Consider the following 22,949-nt stretch of genomic DNA (forward strand, 5'->3'; position numbering starts at 1 on the left):
TCAGGCCCGAGGGCGTGTAGGTGTATTCGGTCCTGTTACCCAGCGGGTCAGTGGCTTCGATCAGGTTGCCCTTGAGGTCGTAGTCACGCAGCCACAGGCCACCTTCGGCATCGCGGATCTTGATCGGATGGCGACGGCCGTCATAGGCGATATGGACCTTGCTGTGGTCGGCACGGATATGACGGATGACGCTGCCTTGATCGTCGTAGTCGTAGCGTTCTTCGCTGCCGTCCGGATGAACATGACGCACGAGCTTCTTGCGCTCGTCGCGGAACAACCATTCAGAGCGTTCGTCGGGGTAGCGGATGCGATAAAGATGCCCCTGGATATCGTAGTAGTACCAGGTCTCCTGGCCGTGGGCGTCGGTGACGTAGGTAAGGCGAATGTTCTCGTCCCAAACGAGCTTCGTGTCGAAGCTGCCATCGTCAGCCCATTCACGGATGGCCTTGGCATCGAAGGCACTGCCATCCCATTGCAGGTTCATGCCGCGACCGGTGCGGTCGGTGTACCGAGTCACCAGGTGATGCTGGTACTGGTAGTGCCAGGCCGCGCCGTTCTCGTCCTGGGCGGCAGCCAGATCGCCTTGGTCATCGTAGTGGTAGGCGCACAACTGACGCAGCGGCTGGCCGTCACGCATTTCCCACAGGCCGGTGATATGGCCGTGGTCGTCGATCAGTGTGCCGAGGTGGCGCAGCACATTCTTCACGTCGCCCTGGAAGGTGATGATGTCGGACAGCACCGGCCGGCCTTGGTGGCGATGCTCGTAATGCAGCATGCAGCCGGCGTCGTTCCCCAGCAGGATCTTGCGCAGGTAATAGCGATCGCCCACGCGCAGGTAATACTCCTTGCGCACGAAACCACGGCAGATCACCAGCTCCTCTTCGCTGCTGCGCACCAGCAGCAGGTCTTCGATGGCGTTGAACAGCGCCTTGCCGACCTTGGGCAGGTCGAAGGCATGGCTGCGACCGTCGTGGTCGTGGAACACAAGGCCCTTGCCCACCACGTCGATACGGGTAGTGAATTCGGTGACCCAGCGCGCCCCGAGGCTGCCCTGGTCATATTCGGCCAGGCGCGAGTGATAGGTCCGCTGCCATTCGATGGGGAACGGCCCAGGCAAACTGAAATCGGTATGCAGGATGAACTCGGAACCCAGCGAGAAACTGATGCTATGGCCGGTACGGGCCTTCGGCTCGGGTGGGCAAGGGGGACGTTTGGGGCTCGGCGTCTGCTCAGCCGGTGCCTGCTTGCCACTGACCGCCAACTGCCCCTTGCTTTGCTCGCGCTCCACCTGGGTCACGGTATCCGGCTTGACCACCCCCGGCTGGCCGTTCCTGTTGCGCTTGCGAAAGCCCTTTACCGCGCCGTCCAACACGTTGAGCATCCAGCCGATGCTCATTTGCGTGCCAGGGTCGGCCAGCTTGTTCAACTGCCGGGTCATCTCCGGGCCCAGGGCGCGCAACTGGCCGGTGTTGGCCAGCACCTTGGTCTTGATTTCGTCCGGCAGCAGCTTGCTCGTCGCGCTGTTGGCCAGGCCCTTGCCGGCCGCCTTGTAGGCGCTGTGCACCGCACCGAAGAAGTTGCCGATCGCCGTCTTGGGGTCGTAGAGCAACTGATCGCTCGCCGCCGCCATCTGCTTGCTCACCGCCGCTTTGTCGCCCCTGGCATCCAGCTGGCCGAGCACCACCTTCTCCAGGCCATCGGCGATCTCGCCGGTCACCTTGGTGCCGAGCGCACCGGCGTCGGCGAGGATCTCGGCAATCTTCGGCTGGGCCTGTTGGACGAAGTCATCGATGGTGCCGGCAATCGTCGCATTCAGGTGCCCGCTCAACACCGTGATCAGCGAATCGCCCAGCAGCATCTTGGCGCTGTTGCGCAGCTCCTGGCGCACCAGGAACAGCGTTGGCCGCAGGCTCATGCGCGCGGCGGCCATGGTCGGCGGCGTCGGCAGCACGCCGATCAGGTTGATGCCCAGGCTCACCCAGTCGAGCAGTTGGCGGTTCTTGCTCTTGACCAGGGTCACCACGTCGCCCAGGGCGTCGACCAGGGCCATGATGTTGCCCACCACCGGCAGGGCGCCGGCCACGGTCTTGATCCGTTCGAGGGTGACGTAGCCAGCGCTGACCGATTGCAACCAGGCGTCGAAAGCGGCGGCGCCACGGCCAACGTCCTTGACATCGATGGTGTTGAGCGGGGCGACGGCGACCTGCGGTTCGCGCTGCTTGGCGTCGCTCATGCCAGCGCCTCGCGGCTCGGCAGGCCCTTGGCCGGTTTAGAGGTCGAAAACAGCGAGGGCCATTGCCCTCCCCGCTTTGTAAAGATAGCGGCCATCGTGGCGCGTGTTGCCATGTGCAGCTCTCCATGCGTGAACACTGTGCCCCGGTGATCCCACCCAGGCCAAAACAGGGAGGGAAAAGATACCGGGGAGGCTCACAGAGAGAGCGTCAGGAACTTCCTGATAGAGTGAAGGACGCTTCCTGCATGACAGCTGAATCGCTCATGTCGGCGGCAGCAGTAGATAGATCTCCGCTATTACTCCGCCCTATCCCCCGTTTAACCTTCAGTTAATACCCCCCGGCCAGCATGGCCCCACTCCAAGCTCTGCCAAGGCCTCGACATGCGTGTGCTCCTGCTCTTCCTGACCTTCCTGCTCGCCGGCCCGCTCCAGGCCAACCCGTTTGCCGCCAAACCGGACTTCCTGCCGGTGAACCAGGCCTTCGTGCTGACCCACGACCGCCTCGCCGACGGCCAAGTGCGCCTGCACTTCCAGATCCAGGACGGCTATTACCTCTACCAGAAGCGCCTGAAGTTCGACGGCCTGCCGCCTGAGCAGCACCCGCAACTGCCCCAGGCCGAAAACCATCACGACGAGTTCTTCGGCGACAGCGCGGTGTACCGCACCGAGTTGGAGCTGCTGTTGCCGGCCAACGCCAGTGGCGAGCTGCGCCTGGGCTGGCAGGGCTGCGCCGACGCCGGGCTGTGCTACCCGCCGCAAACCACGCCGATCGCCCTGGGTGGCACGCAGGCGCCGACGCCGGGCGCTGAGCAGGCCAGCGACCAGGCCCTGGCCGGCACGCTGCAGCAGAGCACCCTGGCCTGGAGCCTGCTGGCATTCTTCGGCCTGGGCCTGCTGTTGGCCTTCACTCCCTGTTCGCTACCGATGCTGCCGATCCTCGCCGGGCTGGTCATGGGCAATGGCGCCAGTGCCCGCCGTGGCTGGGTGCTGGCCGGCGTGTATGTGCTGAGCATGGCGCTGGTGTATGCCGCGCTGGGGGTGGTCGCCGCGCTGCTGGGCGCCAGCCTGCAGGCCTGGTTGCAGCAGCCGTGGCTGCTGGGCAGCCTGGCGGCGCTGTTCGTGCTGCTGGCCCTGCCGATGTTCGGGGCCTTCGAGTTGCAGCTGCCAGTGGCGCTGCGTGATCGCCTGGACCGTGCCGGGCAAGGCACCCGCGGCGGCAACCTGTATGGCGCGGCACTGCTCGGCGCGTTGTCGGGCTTGCTGATGGGCCCGTGCATGACCGCGCCGCTGGCGGGCGCGCTGCTGTATATCGCGCAAAGCGGCGATGTGCTGCAAGGGGCGCTGGTGCTGTTCAGCCTCGGGCTGGGCATGGGCGTGCCGCTGATGTTGCTGGTGACCCTGGGCAACCGCTACCTGCCGCGCCCAGGCGCCTGGATGAATCTGGTCAAGGGCCTGTTCGGCTTCGTGTTCCTGGCCATGGCCCTGTACACCGTGCGCACCCTGCTGGCCGAGCCCTTGCTCCTGGCCCTGGCCGGCGCCTGGCTGATCGCCCTGGGTTGGGCCGCCTGGCCGGCCCTGCATCGTTTACCTGCCCTGCGCGCGGTGCCGCTGCTGGGGGCCCTGTGGGGCGGCCTGCTGCTGGTCGGTGCGGCGGCGGGTGGCAGCAACCTGTGGCAGCCGTTGCAGCCCTTCGCGGGCAGTGCCCAAAGTGCCGCCCAGGCCACCGCGCATGACGCCTTCGTCACGGTCAGCAACCCTGTCGACCTGCAGCGCGAGCTCGACGCTGCCAAGGCCCGTGGCCAGTGGGTGCTGGTGGACTACTATGCCGACTGGTGCGTGTCGTGCAAGGTCATGGAAAAACAGGTGTTTGGCCGTGCCGATGTGCAGGCCAGCCTCGACGGCGTGCACTTGCTGCGCCTGGATGTCACCGCCGACTCGCCGGCCAGCCGCGAGCTGCTGCAGCGCTACCAGGTGCCAGGCCCGCCCAGCCTGATCTGGGTCGGCCCGGAAGGCGACGAACGCCGCGCCCGGCGCATCACCGGCGAAATCGACGCCGCCGGTTTCCTGCAACACTGGGCCCAGACCAGGAGCCAAGGCTGATGCTGACCGTCACCCTCGGGCCATTGACCATGGCCCTGAACCACCTGCTGTTGCTCGCGGCGCTGGGCATCGCCTGCCTGGTCGGCTGGCGCGTGGCCAAGCGCGGTGGCGAGAACCCCGAGTCGGCGTTGTTCAATGTGTTTCTGCTGGGCTTGCTGTGTGCCCGTTTGGGCTTCGTCCTGGCCTACTGGCCGATGTACCGCGACGAGCCACTGCAAGTCATCGATATCCGCGACGGTGGTTTCCTGCTCTGGGGCGGCCTGTTCGGCATCGTGCTGGGCACGCTCTGGCAGGGCTGGCGTCGCCCCGGCCTGCGCCGGCCACTGGGCTGGGCGCTGGCCAGCGGCGCGCTGTTCTGGGTGCTCGGCAGCCTGGGCAGCCACCTGTACAGCAAGGGCACGGAGCTTCCGCAGTTGACCCTGCGCGACAACCGCGGCCAGGCCGTGGCGCTGCACGACTACCGCGGGCGCCCGCTGGTGATCAATATCTGGGCCACCTGGTGCCCGCCTTGCCGCCGCGAAATGCCGGTGTTGCAGCAAGCCCAGCACGACTACCCCCACGTGACCTTCCTGTTCGTCAACCAGGGCGAAACCCCGGAGAACGTCAGCACCTTCATGGCCACCACCGGCCTGATGCTGTCCCATGTGCTGTTCGACGGCACCGGCGAGCTGGCGCGCAAGGTCGGCTCCATGGCGCTGCCCACCACCCTGTTCTACAACGCCGAAGGGCGGCTGGTCGGCAGCCACCTGGGCGAGCTGTCGCGGGCCAGCCTGCGCCACGCCCTGGAACCCTTCGACCGCGCCGACGCGCCCGCCCCACAAGGAAACTGACATGCGATTGAATGCCCTGCTGCCCCTCACCCTCGCCCTGCTGGCCGCCCCCGCGCTGCAGGCCGAAGAACTGCCCAAGGCGATCCAGCAACTGCAAGCCAAGGGCGCGGTGATCAAAGGCAGCTTCGATGCCCCCAACGGCCTGCGCGGCTACGCCGCCGAGTACCAGAACAACGGCATCGCCCTGTACCTCACCCCCGACGGCAAGCACGTGCTGGTGGGCAGCCTGTTCGACGAGCAAGGCAAGGACCTCAGCGCCGAGCCCCTGGAGAAACTGGTGTACGCCCCGATGAGCAAGGCCATCTGGGCAAAGATGGAGAAGACCGCCTGGATCGCCGACGGCAAGGCCGATGCACCGCGCATCGTCTACCTGTTCAGCGACCCCAACTGCCCGTACTGCAACATGTTCTGGCAGCAGGCCCGGCCGTGGGTCGAGTCGGGCAAGGTGCAACTGCGCCATATCATGGTCGGCATCATCCGCGAGGACAGCCCGGGCAAGTCCGCCGCCCTGCTGGCCGCCAAGGACCCGAGCAAGGCCTTGCTGGCCCATGAGTCGGCCGGCAAGGCGAGCACGCTCAAGCCGCTGGAGAAGGTGCCGGAGGCGGTGCAGAAGAAGCTCGACGCCAACCAGGCGCTGATGGAAGAGCTGGGGCTGGCAGCCACGCCGGCGATCTTCTTCCAGGATGAGCATGGGCAGTTGCAGAGCCAGCAAGGGGCGCCGCGGCCGGAGATGCTGGGCAAGATACTCGGCAAACGTTGATTGGTTGCAGTCCTGTGCTGGCCCCTTCGCGGGTAAACCCGCTCCCACAGATACACCGCTGGATTGAAGATTGCGGTGTACCTGTGGGAGCGGGTTTACCCGCGAAGAGGCCGACGCGGATTTCCCGATTAAGTCAGAGCGCCTCCAGCTCCGCCATCAGGTCACTCAAGCGATCCACCTTGTCCTCATCCAGCGCACTGCCCTGCAGCCCCTCCACATAAGCCGCCAGTTCCTCCACCGTGCTGCACTCGAACATCGCCCGCAGCGGCACGTTGAGTGACAACGCCTTCTGCACCCGCGAAGCGATCTGCGTGGCCAGCAGCGAGTGCCCGCCCAGTTCGAAGAAGTTGTCGCGCACCCCCACCCGCTCGGCCTTGAGCACGTCGGCCCAGATGCCGGCCAGGGTCTCTTCCAGCTCGCTGCGCGGCGCCAGGTAGTCCTGGCTGTGCTGGCCGCCGATATCGATGGCCGGCAGCAGCTTGCGGTCGAGTTTACCGTTGGCGTTGTGCGGCAGGCTGTCGAACCAACCCCAGTGCAGCGGCACCATGTACTCCGGCAGCTCGGCACGCAGGCGTTGCTTGAGCTGGTCGAGCAGCGCGGCATCGGCTTCAACACCTTGATGGGCCACCAGGTAGCCGACCAGGTGCTTGCCGTTGACGCCTTCCTGCACACCCACGGCGGCATCGCGCAGCTCAGGCTGTTCGTGCAGGCGCGCCTCGATCTCGCCCAACTCGATGCGGTAGCCGCGGATCTTCACCTGGTGGTCGATACGCCCGACATACTCCAGCACCCCGTCCGGGCGACGGCGCGCCAGGTCGCCGGTGCGGTACAGGCGTTCGCCCGGGGCACCGAACGGATGCGGAATAAAGGCCTGGGCGGTACGCACCGGGTCGCCGACATAGCCGCGGCCCACCCCGGTACCGGCGACGCACAGCTCGCCCACCGCACCCAGCGGCACCAGTGCCTGATCCTCGCCCAGCAAGTACAGGCGGTTGTTGTCGGTCGGCGTGCCGATCGGCAGGTAGCTGCCCTGGGTCGATGCGAGATCGACGCGGAAGAACGCCACGTCGTCCGAGCACTCCGCCGGGCCATAGGCGTTGACCAGGCCGATGGCCGGATAACGCTGCAGCCACTGCGCGGCAAGCTCCGGCGGCATTGCCTCGCCGGTCGGCAGCATCCAGCGCAGGCCGTCCAGCGCCTGGTGATCGTTGGCCAGCATGCCCTGGATCAGCGACGGCACGCTTTCCAGCACGGTGATGCCGGTGGCCTGTACATGGGCCAGCAAGCCTTGCGGATCATGGGCGATGGCGTTCGGCACGATCTCTACCGTGGCGCCGAACAGCGGCGCGGCAAGGAACTGCCAGACCGAGATATCGAAGCTCTGCGAAGCGGTCTGGGCGATCACGTCCTGCTCATCCAGCACCAGGTACGGCACCTTGCTCAGCTGGTTGTTGAGCATGCCGCGCTGCTCGACCATCACGCCCTTGGGCAGGCCGGTGGAGCCGGAGGTGTAGATCACATAGGCAAGGTTGTCCGGCGTGCTGTGAATGCCAGGGTTGTGGCTGGCCACGTTGCTCGCCTGCACCTCTTCCCACACCAGCAGTTTCGGCCGTACCGCGCCCGCCACTTCATCGAGCAACTGGCGCGCCTGCTCGGCGCAGGCCGCGCTGCACACCAGCACCGGGGTGCGGCTCAGTTCGACGATGCGTTGCAGGCGTGCCGTTGGCAGGCCTGGGTCCAGCGGCAGGTAGCCGGCGCCGGCCTTGAAGCTGCCGACGATCATGCCCAGCAGCGCCAGGCCACGCTCGGCCAGCAGTGCCACCGGCTGGTCGATGGCCACCCCGGCCGCGACCAGGGCATGGCCCAGGCGGTTGGCCGCCAGGTTAAGCCCGGCGTAGTCGAACGATGCCTCCAGGCAACGGGCGACGGTGCGCTGCGGATGCGCGGCAACCCGCGCTTCGAACAGTTCGATGTAGCTCTGCTCCAGCGGATAGACGTGCTCGGTGCGGTTGCAATCGTCCAGCAGGAAGCTCTGTTCATCCGCGCCCAGCAGCGGCAGTTCGCCCACCTCGCCTTCGAAGCCGTCCACCAGCGCCAGCAGCAGGCGCTTGAACTCGCCCAGCAGGCGCTCGACGCTCGGGTAGTCGAAGTAGCGCTGGTCGAACGACAGGTGCAGGCCAAGGTCGTCGCCCGGGTAGCACACCGCGGTCAGCGGGAAGTTGGTATGGGTACGGCCCGAATCGGAGCTGGCGTTCAGGTGCTGGGCGTGGTCGAGCACGGCGGTTTCCACCGGGGCGTTCTCGAACACGAACAGACTGTCGAACAGCGGCTGGCCCTTGGGCAGTTCGCTGCACTCCTGGATCGCCACCAGCGGCAGGTATTCGTACTCGCGCAGCTGCATGTTGCGATCGAGCAAACCCTGCAACCACTGGCGCACGCTGCGCCGTTCACCCGGCTGCGGCAACTGCACGCGCAGGGCGATGCTGTTGATGAACAGGCCGACGGTGCGCTGCATCTGCGGCAGGCTCACCGGGCGCCCGGCCACGGTGACGCCGAACACCACGTCGCGTTCGCCGCTGCAACGGGCCAGGGTCAGGGCCCAGGCCGCCTGGGCGAAGGTGTTGACCGTCAGTTGGTGGGCTTGGGCCAGTTCGCGCAGGCGGGCACCTTCAGTGACGTCCAGGCGGGTGTAGCAGTCGCCGACTACCATGCCGTCACCGGCATGGTCATGGCGCAGCGGGCGGTCGCTGGGGATTGCCGTGGCACGTTCGAAACCGGCCAGGTTGGCCTGCCACCACTGGCGCGCCTCGCCCAGGTCCTGGCGTTGCAGCCAGCCGATGTAGTCGCGGTAGCGCGGCGGCACCGGCAACTGCGCCTGACGGCCCTCGCCGAGGGCCTGGTAGAGCTCGAAGAAGTCGTTCATCAGCAGCGAGCGGCACCAGGCATCGATGAGGATGTGGTGGTTGCTCATCATGAACCAGTAGCGCTCATCGGCCACGCGCACCAGGCGCAGGTGGAACGGCGCCTCGCGCAACAGCTCGAAACCGGCCTCGCGTTCCTGCTTGTGCAGGGCCTGCAGGCGCTGTTCCTGGACGTCGTCGTCGAGGCCGCGCCAGTCCTGGTAGTCCACCGGCGTGTTGCCGGCCTTGTGGATGATCTGCAGCATCGCCTCGCCGGCGTTCCAACTGAACGAAGCGCGCAGCGCTTCGTGGCGGGCGACCACGGCCTGCCAGGCCTGGGCGAAGCGTTCGGGGTCGAGGGCGCTGTTGATGCGGTAGCGGTCCTGCATGTAGTACAGGCCGGTGCCCGGCTCCAGCAGGGTGTGCAGCAGCAGGCCTTCCTGCATCGGTGTCAGCGGGTAGACGTCCTCGATCTGCGCGGCGGGCACCGGCAGTGCGTCGATCTGCTCCTGGGTCAGTTGCGCCAGCGGGAAGTCCGATGGGGTGAAGCTGCCGTTGCCATCGGCCAGGCAATGGCCGACCAGCGCCAGCAGTTCCTGGCGATAGGCTTCGGCCAAGGTGGCGATGGTGGCCTGGTCGTAGCGCTCGGCGCTGAAGCTCCAGCGCAGTTGCAGGGCGCCGCCGTACACCTGGCCATCCACGCTGAGCCAGTTCGGCAGCGGCGCGTCCAAGTCATGGGCCAGGCCCGCCGGCGCATCCAGTGGCTGGAACAGCGCGGCCTGGTCGAACTGCTGGTCGAACTGGCCAAGGTAGTTGAAGGTGATGCGCGCCTGGGGCAGCGCCGCCATGCGCTCACGGCCGGCGTCATCGGCCAGGTAGCGCAGCACGCCGTAGCCCTGGCCTTTGTGCGGCACCTGGCGCAGTTGCTCCTTGATGCGCTTGATCGACGCCGCGCGGGCCACCTCGCCTTCGGCCATGTCCGGGCTCAGGCTCAGCGGATAGGCGTTGGTGAACCAGCCGACGCTGCGGGTCAGGTCCATGTCTTCGAACAGCCCGTCGCGGCCATGGCCTTCCAGTTGCACCAGCACCTGCTCGTCACCGGTCCAGCGGCACAGGGTGCGCGCCAATGCGGTCAGCAACAGGTCGTTGACCTGGGTGTGGTAGGCCGCCGGCGCTTGTTGCAGCAACTGCCGGGTCTGCTCGACATCGAGTTCGATGGCCAGGCTTTGGGCATGGCGATGCAGGTTGCCGCCCTGGGGGTGATCGCACGGCAATTCATGGCGGGCGCTGCCCAGCTGGCGTTCCCACCAGCCCAGCTCGTCACGCAGTGAATCGGAGCCCGCATAGCTGGCCAGGCGTGCAGCCCAGTCGCCCATGGCGTGGGTCTTGGCGGCCAGGGTTGCACCGCGATACAGCGCTTGCAGGTCTTCGAGCAGCACACGCCAGGACACGCCATCGACCACCAGGTGATGGATCGCCAGCAGCAGGCGCTGGGCGCCCTGGCCGTCGCTGACCAGCAAGGCGCGCAGCAGCGGGCCCTGCGCCAGGTCGAGGCTGCGTTGCACGTCGCTGTACAGCGCCTGGCAGTCGTTGAAGTCGGCCACGGTGGCGGTCCACAGCAGTGGCTGGGTATGCGGCTGGGTGTACTCGCCCTGCCAGCGGCCCTGGGCCTGGCTGAAACGCAGGCGCAGGCTGTCGTGGTGGGCGACCAGAGCGGCCAGGGCCTGTTCCAGTTTCTCCGCCTGCAGCGGCTGGCGCGCTTCGAGCAGCACGGCCTGGTTCCAGTGCTGGGGTTGCGGCACTTCGCTGTCGAAGAACCAGTGCTGGATCGGCGTCAGGCCGCTGCGCCCCTGGCGCGGGCCCTGCTCGATGTCGCTCGGTGCCGCGCTGCGGGTGACCACGGCGGCCAGGGTCTGGATGGTCTGGTGCTGGAACAGGTCGCGCGGGGTGAACTGCAAGCCCAGCTGGCGGGCGCGGCTGACCACCTGGATCGACAGGATCGAATCGCCGCCCAGCTCGAAGAAGTTGTCCTGCACACCGATGCGCGAGACGTTGAGCACGTCGCGCCAGATCTGCGCCAGTTGTGTTTCCAGTTCGTTGGCCGGGGCCTGGTAGTGCTGGCGCGCCTGCTCAAGGTCCGGCGCCGGCAGCGCACGGCGGTCGAGCTTGCCGTTGCCCATCAGCGGCAGGCTGTCGAGCAGCACCAGGTGCGCCGGCACCATGTAGTCCGGCAGGTGCTGACGGGCGTCGGCCTTGACCGCTTCGCGCAGCAGGGCCTGGGCATCGCTGTCGGCCTTGGCCTGCGCGCACACCAGGTAACCCACCAGTTGCTTGCCGCCCGGCAGGTCGAGGGCCAGGACCACGGCCTCGTCGACATCCGCATGCTCCTGCAGACGGCTTTCGATTTCGCCCAGCTCGATGCGGAAGCCGCGGATCTTCACCTGTTGGTCGGCGCGGCCGACATATTCCACCAGGCCATCGGCGCGCAGGCGCACCAGGTCGCCGGTGCGGTACAGGCGCCCGCCGTCGTGGCTGAACGGGTCGGCGACGAAGCGCTCGGCGCTCAGGCCCGGGCGGTCGTGGTAACCCTGGGCCAGGCCGGCGCCGCCGACGTACAGCTCGCCGATGCCGCCTTGCGGCAGCAGCGCCAGGTCGTCGTCGAGGATGTAGGCGCTGCGGGCACCGATCACCCGGCCGATCGGCACGCTGCCAGCGTCGCTGGGCAGTTGCTCGGGGGCCAGGCAGGCCAGCGGCATGACCACGGTTTCGGTCGGGCCGTAGGCATTGAAGAACTGCTGCGGGGCGAACGCCTGGCGAATACGTTGCAGGTGTTCGCCAGTCAGTGCCTCGCCGCCGGTGATCACCAGGCGTATCGGCAGCTGCTCGCCCTGCCCGGCCAGGTACTGGGCCAACTGGCTGCCATAGCTCGGGGTGAAACCAAGGATGCTCACCTGTTGCTCACGCACCAGCTGGCAGATCTCTTCGGCACCCCATTGGCCCTGGGCGCGCAGCACCACGCGGGCACCGCACAGAAGCGGCGTCAGCAGGCGTTCGCTGGCGGCGTCGAAGTTGATCGAATAAAAGTGCAGCTCGCAGTCGTCGCTGCGCATGCCGAACTCGGCGATCACCGCCTGGCAGTGCATGGCGATCTCGCCGTGGCTGACCACCACGCCCTTGGGCTTGCCGGTGGAGCCGGAGGTGTAGATCAGGTAGGCCTGGTGCTGCGGCAGGTTGAGGTTGTCCAGCGGCGCGTCGCTGTAGGCGGACAAGCGTGCGGCGTCGTCCTCCAGGCTCCAACTGGCCACCCCTGCGGGCAACTCGCCCAGGGTTTCGAGCAAGCTGCGCTGGCCGATCAGCAGGCCCAGGCGGCTGTCTTCGATCATGTAGCGCAGGCGGTCGAGCGGGTATTCCGGGTCCAGCGGCACATAGGCGCCACCGGCCTTGAGGATGGCCAGCAGGCCGACCACCATCTCCAGCGAACGCTCCAGTGCCAGGCCCACCCGCACCTGCGGGCCGACACCGCGCTCGCGCAGGGCGCGGGCCAGGCGGTTGGCCTGCTGGTCGAGTTCGGCGTAGCTCAGGTGTTGGCCTGCGAAGGTCAGCGCCAGCGCCTCGGGGGTGCGTTCAGCCTGGGCCGCGAACAGGCCGTGGAGCGTCTGGGTCAGCTCGAAGTCCTGCTGCCCCTGCAACTGGCCCACCAGCACCTGCTGCTCGGCCTCGGCCAGCATCGGCAACTCGCACAGGCGCTGCGCCGGGTTGTCCAACAGCGCTTCCAGCAATTGCTGCCAGTGCTCGGCCATGCGCGCGATGCGCGGTTCGTCGAACAGGTCGCGGCTGTAGGTGAAGCAGCAGCCCAGGCGGCCATCGAGGTCGGTGACCTCCAGGTACAGGTCGAACTTGGTGGCACTGGCGTCGTTGACCAGGTAGTCCACCTGCATGCCCACCAGCTCACGGCTTTGCTGGAAGGCCCAGCGCTGCACGTTGCACATCACCTGGAACAGCGGGTTGTAGGCGCTCGAGCGCGGCGGCTGCAGCGCTTCGACCAACTGCTCGAACGGCAGGTCCTGGTGCGACTGGCCGTCGATGATGGTGCTACGCACCTGCTCGAGCAGCGCGCTGGCACTCATCTGCCCGTCCACCTCGCAGCGCAGCACCTGGGTGTTGAGGAAGGCGCCGATCAGCCCTTCGCTTTCCGGGCGGATGCGGTTGGCCACCGGCGCACCGATGCGCAGATCACGCTGGCCGCTGTAGCGGTGCAGCAGGGCGGCCAGGGTGGCGGTCATGGTCATGAACAGGGTCAGGCCGCGCTGGCCGTTGAAGGCATGCACGCGCTTGACCAGCGCAGGGTCCAGGTCGAAGCGGTACAGCTCGCCGCGGTGGCTCTGCACCGCCGGGCGCGGGCGGTCGGCCGGCAAGGCCAGCACCGGGTGCTCGTCGCCCAGGCGGTCTTGCCAGTAAGCCAACTGGCGCGCGCCCTCGCCGCTTTCCAGCCACTGGCGCTGCCAGACGCTGTAGTCGAGGTACTGCACCGGCAGCGGCGCCAACGGTGACTCGCGCTCGTCGACGAAGGCTTCGTACAGCTCGCCCAGTTCGCGGGCGAAGATGTCCATGGCCCAGCCTTCGGTGACGATGTGGTGCAGGGTCAGCACGAAGTAATGCTCGCGCTCGCCGGCCTTGACCAGGCAGGCGCGCAGCAGCGGGCCGCGCGCCAAGTCGAACGGCTGATGCGCCTGGTCGTCGGCCAGTTGCTGCAGGCGTTGTTGGCGGGCTTCGTCGGGCAAGGCGCTGAAGTCATGCCATTGCAGTTGCAGGTGGCTGTCGACGTCCACGCACTGGTAAGCCTTGCCGTCGATGCTGGGGAAGGTGGTGCGCAGGGTCTCGTGGCGCACGATCAGCGCCTGCAGGGCGCGCTCGAAGGCGTCCACATGCAGCACGCCCTTGAAACGGGCCATGCCGCCGACGTTGTAGGCCGGGCTGTCCGGCTCCATCTGCCAGAGGAACCACATGCGCTGCTGCGAGTACGAAAGCTGCACCGCCTGACGGCGGTCGACCCGGGCGATGGCGCCTTGCTGGTTGCGCTCGCCGCTGCCCTGCAGGCGGGCGATCTCGGCGCAGAACGCGCCCAGCTCGCTGGCCTCGAACAAGGCCTTGAGCGGCAGCTCCACGTCCAGTGCCTGGCGACTGCGCGAAACGATCTGGGTGGCCAGCAGCGAGTGGCCGCCAAGGGCGAAGAAGTCGTCGTGCAGGCCGACCTGGGGCAGGTTCAGCACCTCGCGCCAGATCGCCGCCACCTGCTGTTGCAGTTCGGTTTGTGGCTCGACGTGATCACGCTGCTGCCACACCGGCGCCGGCAGTGCCTTGCGATCCACCTTGCCGCTTGGGCCGAGGGGCATCTGCGCCAGGTGGATCAGTTGCGCCGGCACCATGTAGGCCGGCAGGCGCTCGGCCAGGGCCCCGAGCACGGCGTCGGTCTGTTCGATGCCGCTGTAGTAGCCGACCAGCTGGGCGCCGACGGCGTCCTTGTGGATCAGCACCAGTGCCTGCTGCACACCCGGTTGCGCCAGCAATACCGCCTGCACTTCCTCAGGTTCGACGCGGAAGCCGCGCACCTTGACCTGCTGATCCAGGCGCCCGAGGTACTCCAGGGATTCACTCTGCACGTGCCAGCGGGCTCGGTCGCCACTGCGGTACAGGCGCGCGCCCTCGCCGTCGGGCTGCGGCACGAAGCGCTCGGCAGTGAGGCCAGGGCGGCCAAGGTAGCCACGGGCCAGGCCGGCGCCGCCCAGGCACAACTCGCCCGGCACGCCTGGCGGGGTCAATTCGAATTCATCGTCCAGCACCCGGCACAGCACGTTGCCCAGCGGGCGGCCGATCGGCGAGCGCTGGCCGTCGCTGGCCTGGCAGTGCCAGTGGGTGACGTTGATAGCGGTTTCGGTCGGGCCGTAGCGGTTGTGCAGCTGCACCTGGGGCAGCAATTGCAGCGCGCGGTCGCGCAGGGCCGCGCTCAGCGCCTCGCCCCCGGAGAACAGCCGGCGCAGGCTGGTGCAGCCAGCCACCAACGGCTCTTGCACGAACACCTGCAGCAGCGGCGGCACGAAGTGCAGCGTGGTCACGCCGTGCTGCTGGATCAGCTGGGCAATGCGCTGCGGGTCGCGGTGCTCGCCGGGGCCGGCCAGGACCAGCTTGCAGCCGGTGATCAGCGGCCAGAAGCACTCCCACACCGACACGTCGAAACTGATCGGCGCTTTCTGCATCAGCACGTCGTTGTCGTCCAGCGCGTAGGCCTGCTGCATCCATTGCAGGCGCTCGGCCAGGGCCCCATGGGTGTTGCCCACCCCCTTGGGCTGGCCGGTGGAGCCGGAGGTGTAGATCACGTAGGCGAGGTTGTCGCCGTGCAGGTGCAGGCCCGGGGCCTGGCTTGGCCAGCTGTCCAGGTGCAGCTGGTCGAGGGCGATGGCGCTGACGCCGTCAACCTCCGGCAGGTTTGCGAGCTGGCTACTGTGGCTGAGCAGCAGGCCGGCGTTGCAATCCTTGAGCATGTAGGCCAGGCGTTCGGCCGGGTAATCCACGTCCAGCGGCACGTAGGCGCCGCCGGCCTTGAGGATGGCCAGCAGGCCCACCAGCAACTGCGGCGAGCGCTCGAGGGCGATGGCTACGCAGGTGTCCGGGCCGACGCCCTTGTCGCGCAGGTAGTGGGCCAGGCGGTTGGCCTGCTGGTGCAGCTCGCCATAAGTGAGCTGGCCGCCGTCCCATACCAGCGCGGTGCGTTCGGGGGTCAGGCGGGCCTGTTCGTTGAGCTGCTCGACCAGCAGTTGCTGTGGCTGCGCGGCCGGGGCCTGGCCCCAATGCAGCAGTTGCGCACGGCTCGGCTCGTCGAGCAGTTGCACCTCAGCCAATGCCAGCTGCGGCTGGTCGCACACTTGTTCGAAGAACGCCAACAGGTGGTTGGCCAGGCGCTTGATGGTGGCTGCCTCGAACAACCCGGCGGCGTAGTCGAAGGCCAGGGTCAGGCGGCCCTGGTGGTCCTCCTCGCTGTGCAGCTGCAGGTCGAACTTGGCCTCGCGGCTGTGCCAGGGCAGCTCTTCGGCCAGCAGGCCGGGCAAACGGCGCAGCGCCGAAAGGTCGCGCTGCTGGTGGTTGAACATGACCTGGAACAGGCCCTGCTCGCGGGCCTGCGGCAGCGCCTCGACCAGTTGCTCGAACGGCAGGTCCTGGTGGGCCTGGGCTTGGAGGGTGGCCTGGCGCACCTGGCCGAGCAGTTGCGCGAACGGCTGGCGGCCATCGAGCTCGGCGCGCAGCACCTGGGTGTTGATGAAGAAGCCGACCATGCCCTGGGTTTCCAGGCGCGGGCGGTTGGCGTTGGGCACGCCAACGCGAATGTCGCCTTGGCCGGTATAGCGGTGCAGCAGCGCCTGCCAGCCGGCCAGCAGCACCATGAACAGGCTGGCCTGCTGGTCGCGGGCCAGGTCCTTGAGGGCTGCGGCGAGTTGGGTCGGCACCTTCAGGCTGTGACGCGCTGCGCGATTGTGTTGCTGGCTGGCGCGGGGCTGGTCGGTGCACAGGTCGAGCACCGGCAGATCATCGCCCAAGGCGTGCTGCCAGTAATCGAGCTGGCGGGCGCTTTCGCCGTCGGCCAGCCACTGGCGCTGCCAGGTACCGTAGTCGGCGTAGCCCAGTGGCAATTCGGGCAACTGTACCTGCCCTTGCGCGGCGTACAGTCGGGCGAACTCGTCGAGCAGAATGTTCAGCGACCAACCGTCGGCGACGATGTGGTGCAGGGTCACCCACAGCTGGTGCTCTTCGTCATCCAGGCGGGCCAGGGTCACCCGCAGCAGCGGGCCCTGGCGCAGGTCGAACGGGCGCTGCGCTTCGTCTTCGCGGCGCGCGGCCACCTCGGCGGGCTCCAGGCCCTCGAGGTCGCAGTGCTGGAGGCTGAACGCAAGGCTCGGCAGGATGCGCTGCACGACCTGGCCGTCGACCTCGTCGAACACCGTGCGCAGGGATTCGTGGCGGGCCACCAGGGCCTGGAAGCTGGCCTGCAGCGCGGCCTGGTCCAGCTCGCCGCGCAGGTGCAGGCCGGCGGGGATGTTGTAGGCGGCGGACGCAGGCTCCAGCTGCCACAGCAGCCACAGACGGTTCTGCGCCAGCGACTGGGGCAGGGCCTGGTTGCGGCCTTGGGTTTCGATGGCGCCAGCAGCCTTGCCCCCTTCGGCGAGGATGGCTGCCACCGCGGCGCTGTATTCGGCCAGGGTCGGTGCTTCGAACAGGGTACGCAGGCTCAGCTGGATGCCCAACTCGTCACCCAGGCGCGCGGTGACCTGGGTGGCGGCGATGGAGTTGCCGCCCAACAGCAGGAAGTGATCATCCGCCGCCACGGCTTCGACCTTGAGCAGCTCGCGCCAGATACCCGCGATGCGTGCTTGCAGGTCGCTGCCGGCAACCTCTGTGCTGCCCTTCGCGGCAACGGACGGGAAGCGTGCGTAGCAATCCAGACTGCCGTCGTGCATGCGCAGGCGGCAGGCCGAGCGCTGCAGCTTGCCGCTGGAGGTCTTGGGCAGCGCGCCGGGGTTGAGCAGCAGCACCGCCGCCGGGGCCTGGCGGCAGGCGTCGGCGATCACCCGGCGCAGGGTGTTGATCAGCGCTTCGGGGGGGTGCGCCTTCTGCACGTTGCGGCTGATCTCCACTGCCACGCCGATGCCCTCCTCGCCCTGGTCGTCGACGGCAAACACCGCCACCCGGCCTTTGCGCAGCACGTCCACTTCACGCTCCAGGGTCTTTTCCAGATCCTGTGGGTAGAGGTTCTGGCCACGGACGATGAGCATGTCTTTCAGGCGCCCGGTGACGAACACTTCGCCGTCACGCATGAAACCCAGGTCGCCGGTGCGCAGCCAGGTCTGGCCATCCATTTCGACGAAGGTGCGTGCGCTGGCTTCGGGGTTGCGCCAGTAGCCCAGGGCGATGCTCGGGCCGCCGGCCCAGATCTCGCCCACCCGGTTGTCGCCCAGCACCTGCAACTGCTGCGGTTCGACGATGCGCACGGCGTGGCCCGGCTGCGGGTAGCCGCAGCTCATCAGCACACTGCCCTGGCCCGGCTCGGCGCGGTTGGCGGCAAACGCCTCGGCGTCCAGCTCAAGCGCGCCGATGCCCTGGCCACGGCGGCTGCCGCTGACGAACAGGGTCGCCTCGGCCAGGCCGTAGCTGGCGAAGAAGCTGCTGGCCTGGAAGCCGCAGCGGGCGAATTTGTCGGCGAAGGTGTCGAGGCTGTCCTGGCGGATCGGTTCGGAGCCGGAATAGGCCACGCGCCAGCGGCTGAGGTCGAGCCCGGCCAGGGCGGCCTCGCTGACCCGTTCGCTGCACAGGCGGTAGGCAAAGTCCGGGCCGCCGCTGATGGTGCCGCCGTACTCGCTGATGGCCTGCAGCCAGCGCTGCGGCCGGGCGAGGAAATAGCCGGGCGACATCAGCACGCAGGGCACGCCGCTGAAGATCGGTTGCAGCAGGCCGCCGATCAGGCCCATGTCGTGGTACAGCGGCAGCCAGCTGACGATCACGTCGTCGGGGTTCAGGTCGATGCCGAAGCCCTGGCGGATCAGTTGTTCGTTGGCCACCAGGTTGCCGTGGCTGACCTGCACGCCTTTGGGCAGCGCAGTGGAACCGGAGGTGTACTGCAGGAAGGCGATGTCGTCATTGGCCAGCGCAGGTTCACGCCATTGTTCGGCCAGCCGTGGGTCAAGACTGTCCACGGCCAGCAGCACCGGGGCATTTTCCCCGACCAGCGCTTCCAGGCCCTGCAAGCTCTCGCACAGCGCCCCTACCGTCAGCAACAGACGCGGCTGCGCGTCATCGATGATCGACAGCAGCCGTTCCTGGTGGTGCTGGCGGGCAGACTCCGGCGGGTAGGCCGGCACCGCGATCACCCCGGCATACAGGCAGCCGAAGAACGCCGCGACGTAGTCCGGGCCGCTGGGGAACAGCAGCACGGCACGCTCACCGAAACCGGCACGGGCCTGCAACGCGGCGGCAATGGTGCGCGCGCGCTGGTCGAGGTCCCGGTAGCTGAGCACGGCCTGCTCGCCTGGCGCATCGGCCAGAAAGCGCAAGGCGATGCGCTCTGGGGTCCGCTCGGCGCGTTGCGCCAGGGCCTGGACCAACGAGTGCGGGAGTTCGAAGGCGTCCGTCATGGAGTGTTCCTGCCAGTGTCTGGTTGAGTCGTGCCGGGGCTGTACCGCGCCAAGCTGGCGGGCAGCGCTGGGCAGCCGGATGTACACAGGGGAACGGATGGACAGGGGAAGAAATTAGCCCCGCCGGGCAGCGGCTAGAGGCGCCGGGGCCTGCGACGGTTTGAAGCAGTTCACAGGGTTCGGCTTAGAACCACATGGAAGGCTAAATCATTAACTTTCGTATTTGACAATCATTATCATTATGAATAGTTTGTCGCACGTCGTAGGAAGCCTCCCCACGGGATGTGCTCCCTTTCCCTCTGAGACAAGGTGAAAATTCCATGGCGGAACAACTGTCCACAAGTAAGTGCGATTCACCGCTGCTCCAGGCGTTCGTCGACAACCGCAGCATCCTGGTCAAGATCGCCGCGCGCATCACTGGCTGCCGTTCGCGCGCCGAGGATGTGGTGCAGGACGCGTTCTTCCGACTCAGCGCCGCGCCGCAGATCACCTCTTCGTTCAAGGCCCAGCTCAGCTACCTGTTCCAGATCGTGCGCAACCTGGCCATCGACCACTACCGCAAGCAGGCCATGGAGCTGAAGTACTCCGGCAGCGAGGAGGAAGGGCTGAACGTGGTCATCCAGAACGCCTCGCCCGAAGCCACGCACATCAACCTGGCCACCCTCGAACACATTGCCGAAGCGCTCAACGAACTGCCCCAGCGCACCCGTTACGCCTTCGAGATGTACCGCTTGCATGGCGTGCCGCAGAAGGACATCGCCAAGGAACTGGGGGTGTCGCCGACGCTGGTCAACTTCATGATCCGCGATGCCCTGATCCATTGCCGCAAGAGCAGCCTCAAAAGCAGCTGAAAGCTTCGAGCTGCAAGCTGCAAGCTGCAAGAAGAAGCCGGACGTCGATCCGCTCTTCTCTGGCAGCTTGCAGCTTGAGCCGCAGGCGGCTTGTGGCTTGAGCCGCTAGGCGAGCCTGCAGCGCTCGAAGAACCTTTCCCGCCCCAGGATCATCAACGCCGCCCGCTTGTGCGGGAAATCGAACTCTTTCTCGCAGTGGAAGCACTGGTCGTGCATGTAGCCGATCATCTTGCCGTTGTCGGCGCGCGGCTCGGCCACCACCCGCTGGGTGCGTGGGTCGTCGAGGAACAGGTAGTGCACCAGCGCCGACAACCAGCTGGCGACCTTGTGCGGGCCGCGATGTGTTTCTTCGCCCACCAGCATGTGGATGCCACGGTCGTAGTCGTCGGCCGGGTAGAACGGCGCGATGCGGTCTTCCTTGGCCCAGTAGGCCTCGAAATAGGCGAACGGCTCGTCGTCGAAGCAACCGATCAGGGTCAGGGTGTGCGGGTCATGCTCAAGCTTGGTCAGGTACTCGCGGTGTTGCTCGAGCGAACCGCCCTCCTGCCAGAACTGCTCCACGCGCGGATTGTTCTGCCAGCGGTTGAAACGCTCCAGGTCCTGACTGACTTCCAAGGTGCGCAGCGAAACCCAGGCCCCCAGACGCGCATCGAAGCGCCGGTACACCTCACCCCGTGGTTTGGGTGCCCGGCGCGGGTGACGCTTGCCGTTGCTCAATTGCATCTGCTGCGGATAGACCCCGGCCAGCGACTCGCCGAGCCACGGCTGGGGCAGTTGCCAGAACAGCGTGCGTTCGCACAGGTAACGCCCCGGCGCCTGGTCGGGCAGCAACAGGCCACTGGCGACGGCCTGCGGGATCGGTTGCGGCAGGTGCCAGGCCAGGCGTTGGCAGGCCGGGTCGCGTGACAGCAGCCAGTAGCAGGCGGCCCACAGGGCCTGTTCGGGGCGCTCGGGGCAAATCTGTTGCAGGTGCGCTTCAAGAGTCTCGCCCGGTACCAGGCGCAGGCTGATGAGGGGGCGCCCTTCCAGGGTCAGGCTCAGGCGGCAATCGCCTTCGTCGGCCTGCAGGCTGCGCCAGCGTGGCGCGCAAGGGGGCGTAGCGGCATCGAACGGCATGTCAGGGCTCACAGGAAATGAAAGAAAGGCTCACTCCTGAAAACGTCTTCATGCCCTGGCAATTTAGTCGCGGGGGGCTTCGACCGTGATCTTGTAGGGCTGGAAGATACGCAACAGCTCGCCGTTTTCGCGCAGTCGGCGCAGCAGCCCGGTAAAGTTTTCCGGGCTGATCGGCGCATCCGGGCGCAGCAGTGCGTAGTGGTGGTAGACCTGGTCGACCCGCTGCGAGGCCAGCAGTTGGCTGACACTGGACGGGTTGCGCTTGAGGAAGTCGCTCAGGTACGAGCGAGTGACCAGGGCGATGTCGGCCCGCCCGCGCTCGACCATGGACAGGTTGCTGTCGTGGGAGTAGGTCAGGGTCGCCTGATAGCGTTGCCTGAGCAGGACCGGGTCGGGCTCGAAGTCGGCGAAGGCATAGTGGTAGCCGTTGAACAACGCCAGGCGCTTGCCGTGCAGATCATCGAAATACTGCTGGTCACGCCCTGGCTGCTGGCGCGTGACGAAGATCTCGGCATCTTCCAGCCCCATGTCCACGGTGCTGTGCGCGATCCCCTGCCACCCCCACTGCGGGTTTTCGAAAATCGCCATGTCGGTGCGGCCTTGCTGGAAATCGCCAAAGCGCCGGGGAATCGAGGTGGGCACGAGCACGAAGCGGTAGTCGTTCTGCAGCTCGTTCAACGCCTCCACCAGTTGTGGCAGCAGGCCGGTGTCAGCGCCCTGCTCGGGGCGCACGGTGTAAGGCGGGAAATGCGCCGCGCCGATCTTCACCTCGACTGCCTCGCCCGCCCACGCTGCTGCCGTCAGCGACAGTGCGGCGAACAACAGCACAGAGCAGGAGAGCTTGAGGCTGGGCAGAGGGATCAAGTCGAGACACTCGTCACGGGTAGTGGCCTGAATGCGCCTAAGCTAGGCGTTTTCCCAGGCGGGCACAACCGCCGGATATGCCAAAGTGCCAGGGGATGTCGCGCGCCCGGACATTGGCTACCCTCTAGGGGCCCGCGCGTGAGGACGCGGGCTACCGCGTATTGATAGGGAGCCTGGCATGGGCCACTGGTTGGTGATCGACCTGGAAGCCACCACCGACGACGGCGGCTGGCCGGTCACGGAGATGGAAATCATAGAAATCGGCGCGAGCCTGGTCACCCGTGAGGGGCGCGAGGTGGACCATTTCCAGCGTTTCGTACGGCCCCGGCGGCGGCCGCAGCTGACGCCGTTCTGCCGCGAGCTGACCCATATAAGCCAGGCCGATGTCGACGGCGCCGAGCCCTTCAGTGCGGTGTGGGGCGCGTTCGAGCGCTGGCTGGGCGATCACCAGGCGCAGTTGCAGGCCTGGGTCAGCTGGGGCGACTACGACCGCAAGCAATTGCTGCAGGAGTGGCAGCTGAATCACCAGCGCAGCCTGCTCGAGCAACTGCCGCACATCAACCTCAAGCAGCGCTTCGCCAAGGCCCGCCACCTGCAGCGGCCGGCGGGGCTCAACAGCGCCCTGCAACTGGCCGGGCTGCAGTTCAGCGGCCAGCAGCATCGCGCGCTGGAAGACGCGCGCAATACTGCCCGGCTGCTGCCGTTGAGCCTGCCGCTGGGCGGCGCCTGAAACAGATGACGCAAGGGCGGGCCTTGGGCATACTGGCCAGCCCTTTTTTCATCCCTTTTTCAGGAGTCGCCCATGTTCAAGGTCAATGAGTACTTCGATGGCACCGTCAAGTCGATCGCCTTCGAAAGCAGCGAAGGTCCGGCTACCGTTGGCGTGATGGCCCCGGGCGAATACGAGTTCGGCACCGCCAAGCGCGAAATCATGCACGTGGTTTCTGGGGCGCTGATCGTCAAGCTGCCAGGCAGCGAGAACTGGGAAACCTTCAACGCCGGCGACAAGTTCAATGTTGCCGCCGACAGCAAGTTCCAGCTGCAGGTGAAGGTCGATACCGCCTACCTGTGCGAGTACCGCGACTAAGCGTCAGCCTGCTTTGGCCCCATCGCCGGC

At 67.0% G+C, this 22,949-nt stretch carries 10 protein-coding genes; 6 read left to right on the forward strand and 4 right to left on the reverse strand.

What is annotated here, in order from left to right:
- The coding region (locus ACQ4N9_RS21345) for a DUF6531 domain-containing protein (protein WP_430933660.1) at window positions 1-2,233 on the reverse strand (2,233 nt) is incomplete at its 3' end.
- A gap of 381 nt (window positions 2,234-2,614) precedes the next feature.
- Here ACQ4N9_RS21345 and dsbD point away from each other — a divergent pair.
- The 3 genes from dsbD to dsbG are packed head-to-tail and all read left to right on the forward strand — an operon-like array spanning window position 2,615 to window position 5,923.
- Entirely contained in the window at window positions 2,615-4,333 is a 1,719-nt protein-coding gene (dsbD, locus tag ACQ4N9_RS21350; protein WP_390967330.1) for a protein-disulfide reductase DsbD, read from the forward strand.
- Entirely contained in the window at window positions 4,333-5,163 is an 831-nt protein-coding gene (locus tag ACQ4N9_RS21355) for a TlpA family protein disulfide reductase (protein WP_125464916.1), read from the forward strand. Before dsbD ends, ACQ4N9_RS21355 begins: the two co-directional genes overlap by 1 nt.
- Before the next feature lies 1 nt (window position 5,164).
- A complete protein-coding gene (dsbG, locus tag ACQ4N9_RS21360; RefSeq protein WP_390967329.1) occupies window positions 5,165-5,923 on the forward strand; it encodes a thiol:disulfide interchange protein DsbG in 759 nt (252 codons plus the stop codon).
- Window positions 5,924-6,056: 133 nt separating this feature from the next.
- Here dsbG and ACQ4N9_RS21365 read toward each other — a convergent pair whose 3' ends face one another.
- Window positions 6,057-19,001: a non-ribosomal peptide synthetase gene (locus tag ACQ4N9_RS21365; RefSeq protein ID WP_390967328.1), complete on the reverse strand. Its 12,945-nt coding sequence runs from the start codon at window positions 18,999-19,001 to the stop codon at window positions 6,057-6,059.
- Window positions 19,002-19,321: 320 nt separating this feature from the next.
- On the opposite strand from ACQ4N9_RS21365, the gene ACQ4N9_RS21370 reads away from it, so the two are divergent.
- On the forward strand, window positions 19,322-19,852 hold the full coding sequence (locus ACQ4N9_RS21370) for an RNA polymerase factor sigma-70 (RefSeq protein ID WP_125464919.1): 531 nt from the start codon (window positions 19,322-19,324) through the stop codon (window positions 19,850-19,852).
- Between the two features lie 105 nt (window positions 19,853-19,957).
- Here the strand turns inward: ACQ4N9_RS21370 and ACQ4N9_RS21375 are convergent, their stop codons facing one another.
- The gene (locus ACQ4N9_RS21375) at window positions 19,958-20,968 is read right to left on the reverse strand and encodes a GNAT family N-acetyltransferase (protein WP_390967327.1); all 1,011 of its coding nucleotides are present in this window, start codon (window positions 20,966-20,968) and stop codon (window positions 19,958-19,960) included.
- 63 nt (window positions 20,969-21,031) lie between these two features.
- Window positions 21,032-21,832, reverse strand: a complete 801-nt coding sequence (locus ACQ4N9_RS21380) for a substrate-binding periplasmic protein (protein WP_390967326.1) — start codon at window positions 21,830-21,832, stop codon at window positions 21,032-21,034.
- A 178-nt stretch (window positions 21,833-22,010) separates the two neighbouring features.
- On the opposite strand from ACQ4N9_RS21380, the gene ACQ4N9_RS21385 reads away from it, so the two are divergent.
- Entirely contained in the window at window positions 22,011-22,562 is a 552-nt protein-coding gene (locus ACQ4N9_RS21385) for an exonuclease domain-containing protein (RefSeq protein ID WP_390967325.1), read from the forward strand.
- A gap of 72 nt (window positions 22,563-22,634) precedes the next feature.
- The gene (locus ACQ4N9_RS21390) at window positions 22,635-22,919 is read left to right on the forward strand and encodes a pyrimidine/purine nucleoside phosphorylase (RefSeq protein ID WP_110994027.1); all 285 of its coding nucleotides are present in this window, start codon (window positions 22,635-22,637) and stop codon (window positions 22,917-22,919) included.
- Window positions 22,920-22,949: the final 30 nt, after the last annotated feature.

This window comes from Pseudomonas sp. ES1, assembly GCF_050586605.1.
Taxonomy (GTDB): domain Bacteria; phylum Pseudomonadota; class Gammaproteobacteria; order Pseudomonadales; family Pseudomonadaceae; genus Aquipseudomonas; species Aquipseudomonas sichuanensis.

Coding starts and splice junctions, on each gene's coding strand:
- ACQ4N9_RS21390 (WP_110994027.1), top strand. CDS start 22,635: ATGTTCAAGGTCAATGAGTACTTCGATGGCACCGTCAAGTCGATCGCC.
- ACQ4N9_RS21355 (WP_125464916.1), top strand. CDS start 4,333: ATGCTGACCGTCACCCTCGGGCCATTGACCATGGCCCTGAACCACCTG.
- dsbD (WP_390967330.1), top strand. CDS start 2,615: ATGCGTGTGCTCCTGCTCTTCCTGACCTTCCTGCTCGCCGGCCCGCTC.
- ACQ4N9_RS21365 (WP_390967328.1), bottom strand. CDS start 19,001: ATGACGGACGCCTTCGAACTCCCGCACTCGTTGGTCCAGGCCCTGGCG.
- dsbG (WP_390967329.1), top strand. CDS start 5,165: ATGCGATTGAATGCCCTGCTGCCCCTCACCCTCGCCCTGCTGGCCGCC.
- ACQ4N9_RS21385 (WP_390967325.1), top strand. CDS start 22,011: ATGGGCCACTGGTTGGTGATCGACCTGGAAGCCACCACCGACGACGGC.
- ACQ4N9_RS21375 (WP_390967327.1), bottom strand. CDS start 20,968: ATGCCGTTCGATGCCGCTACGCCCCCTTGCGCGCCACGCTGGCGCAGC.
- ACQ4N9_RS21370 (WP_125464919.1), top strand. CDS start 19,322: ATGGCGGAACAACTGTCCACAAGTAAGTGCGATTCACCGCTGCTCCAG.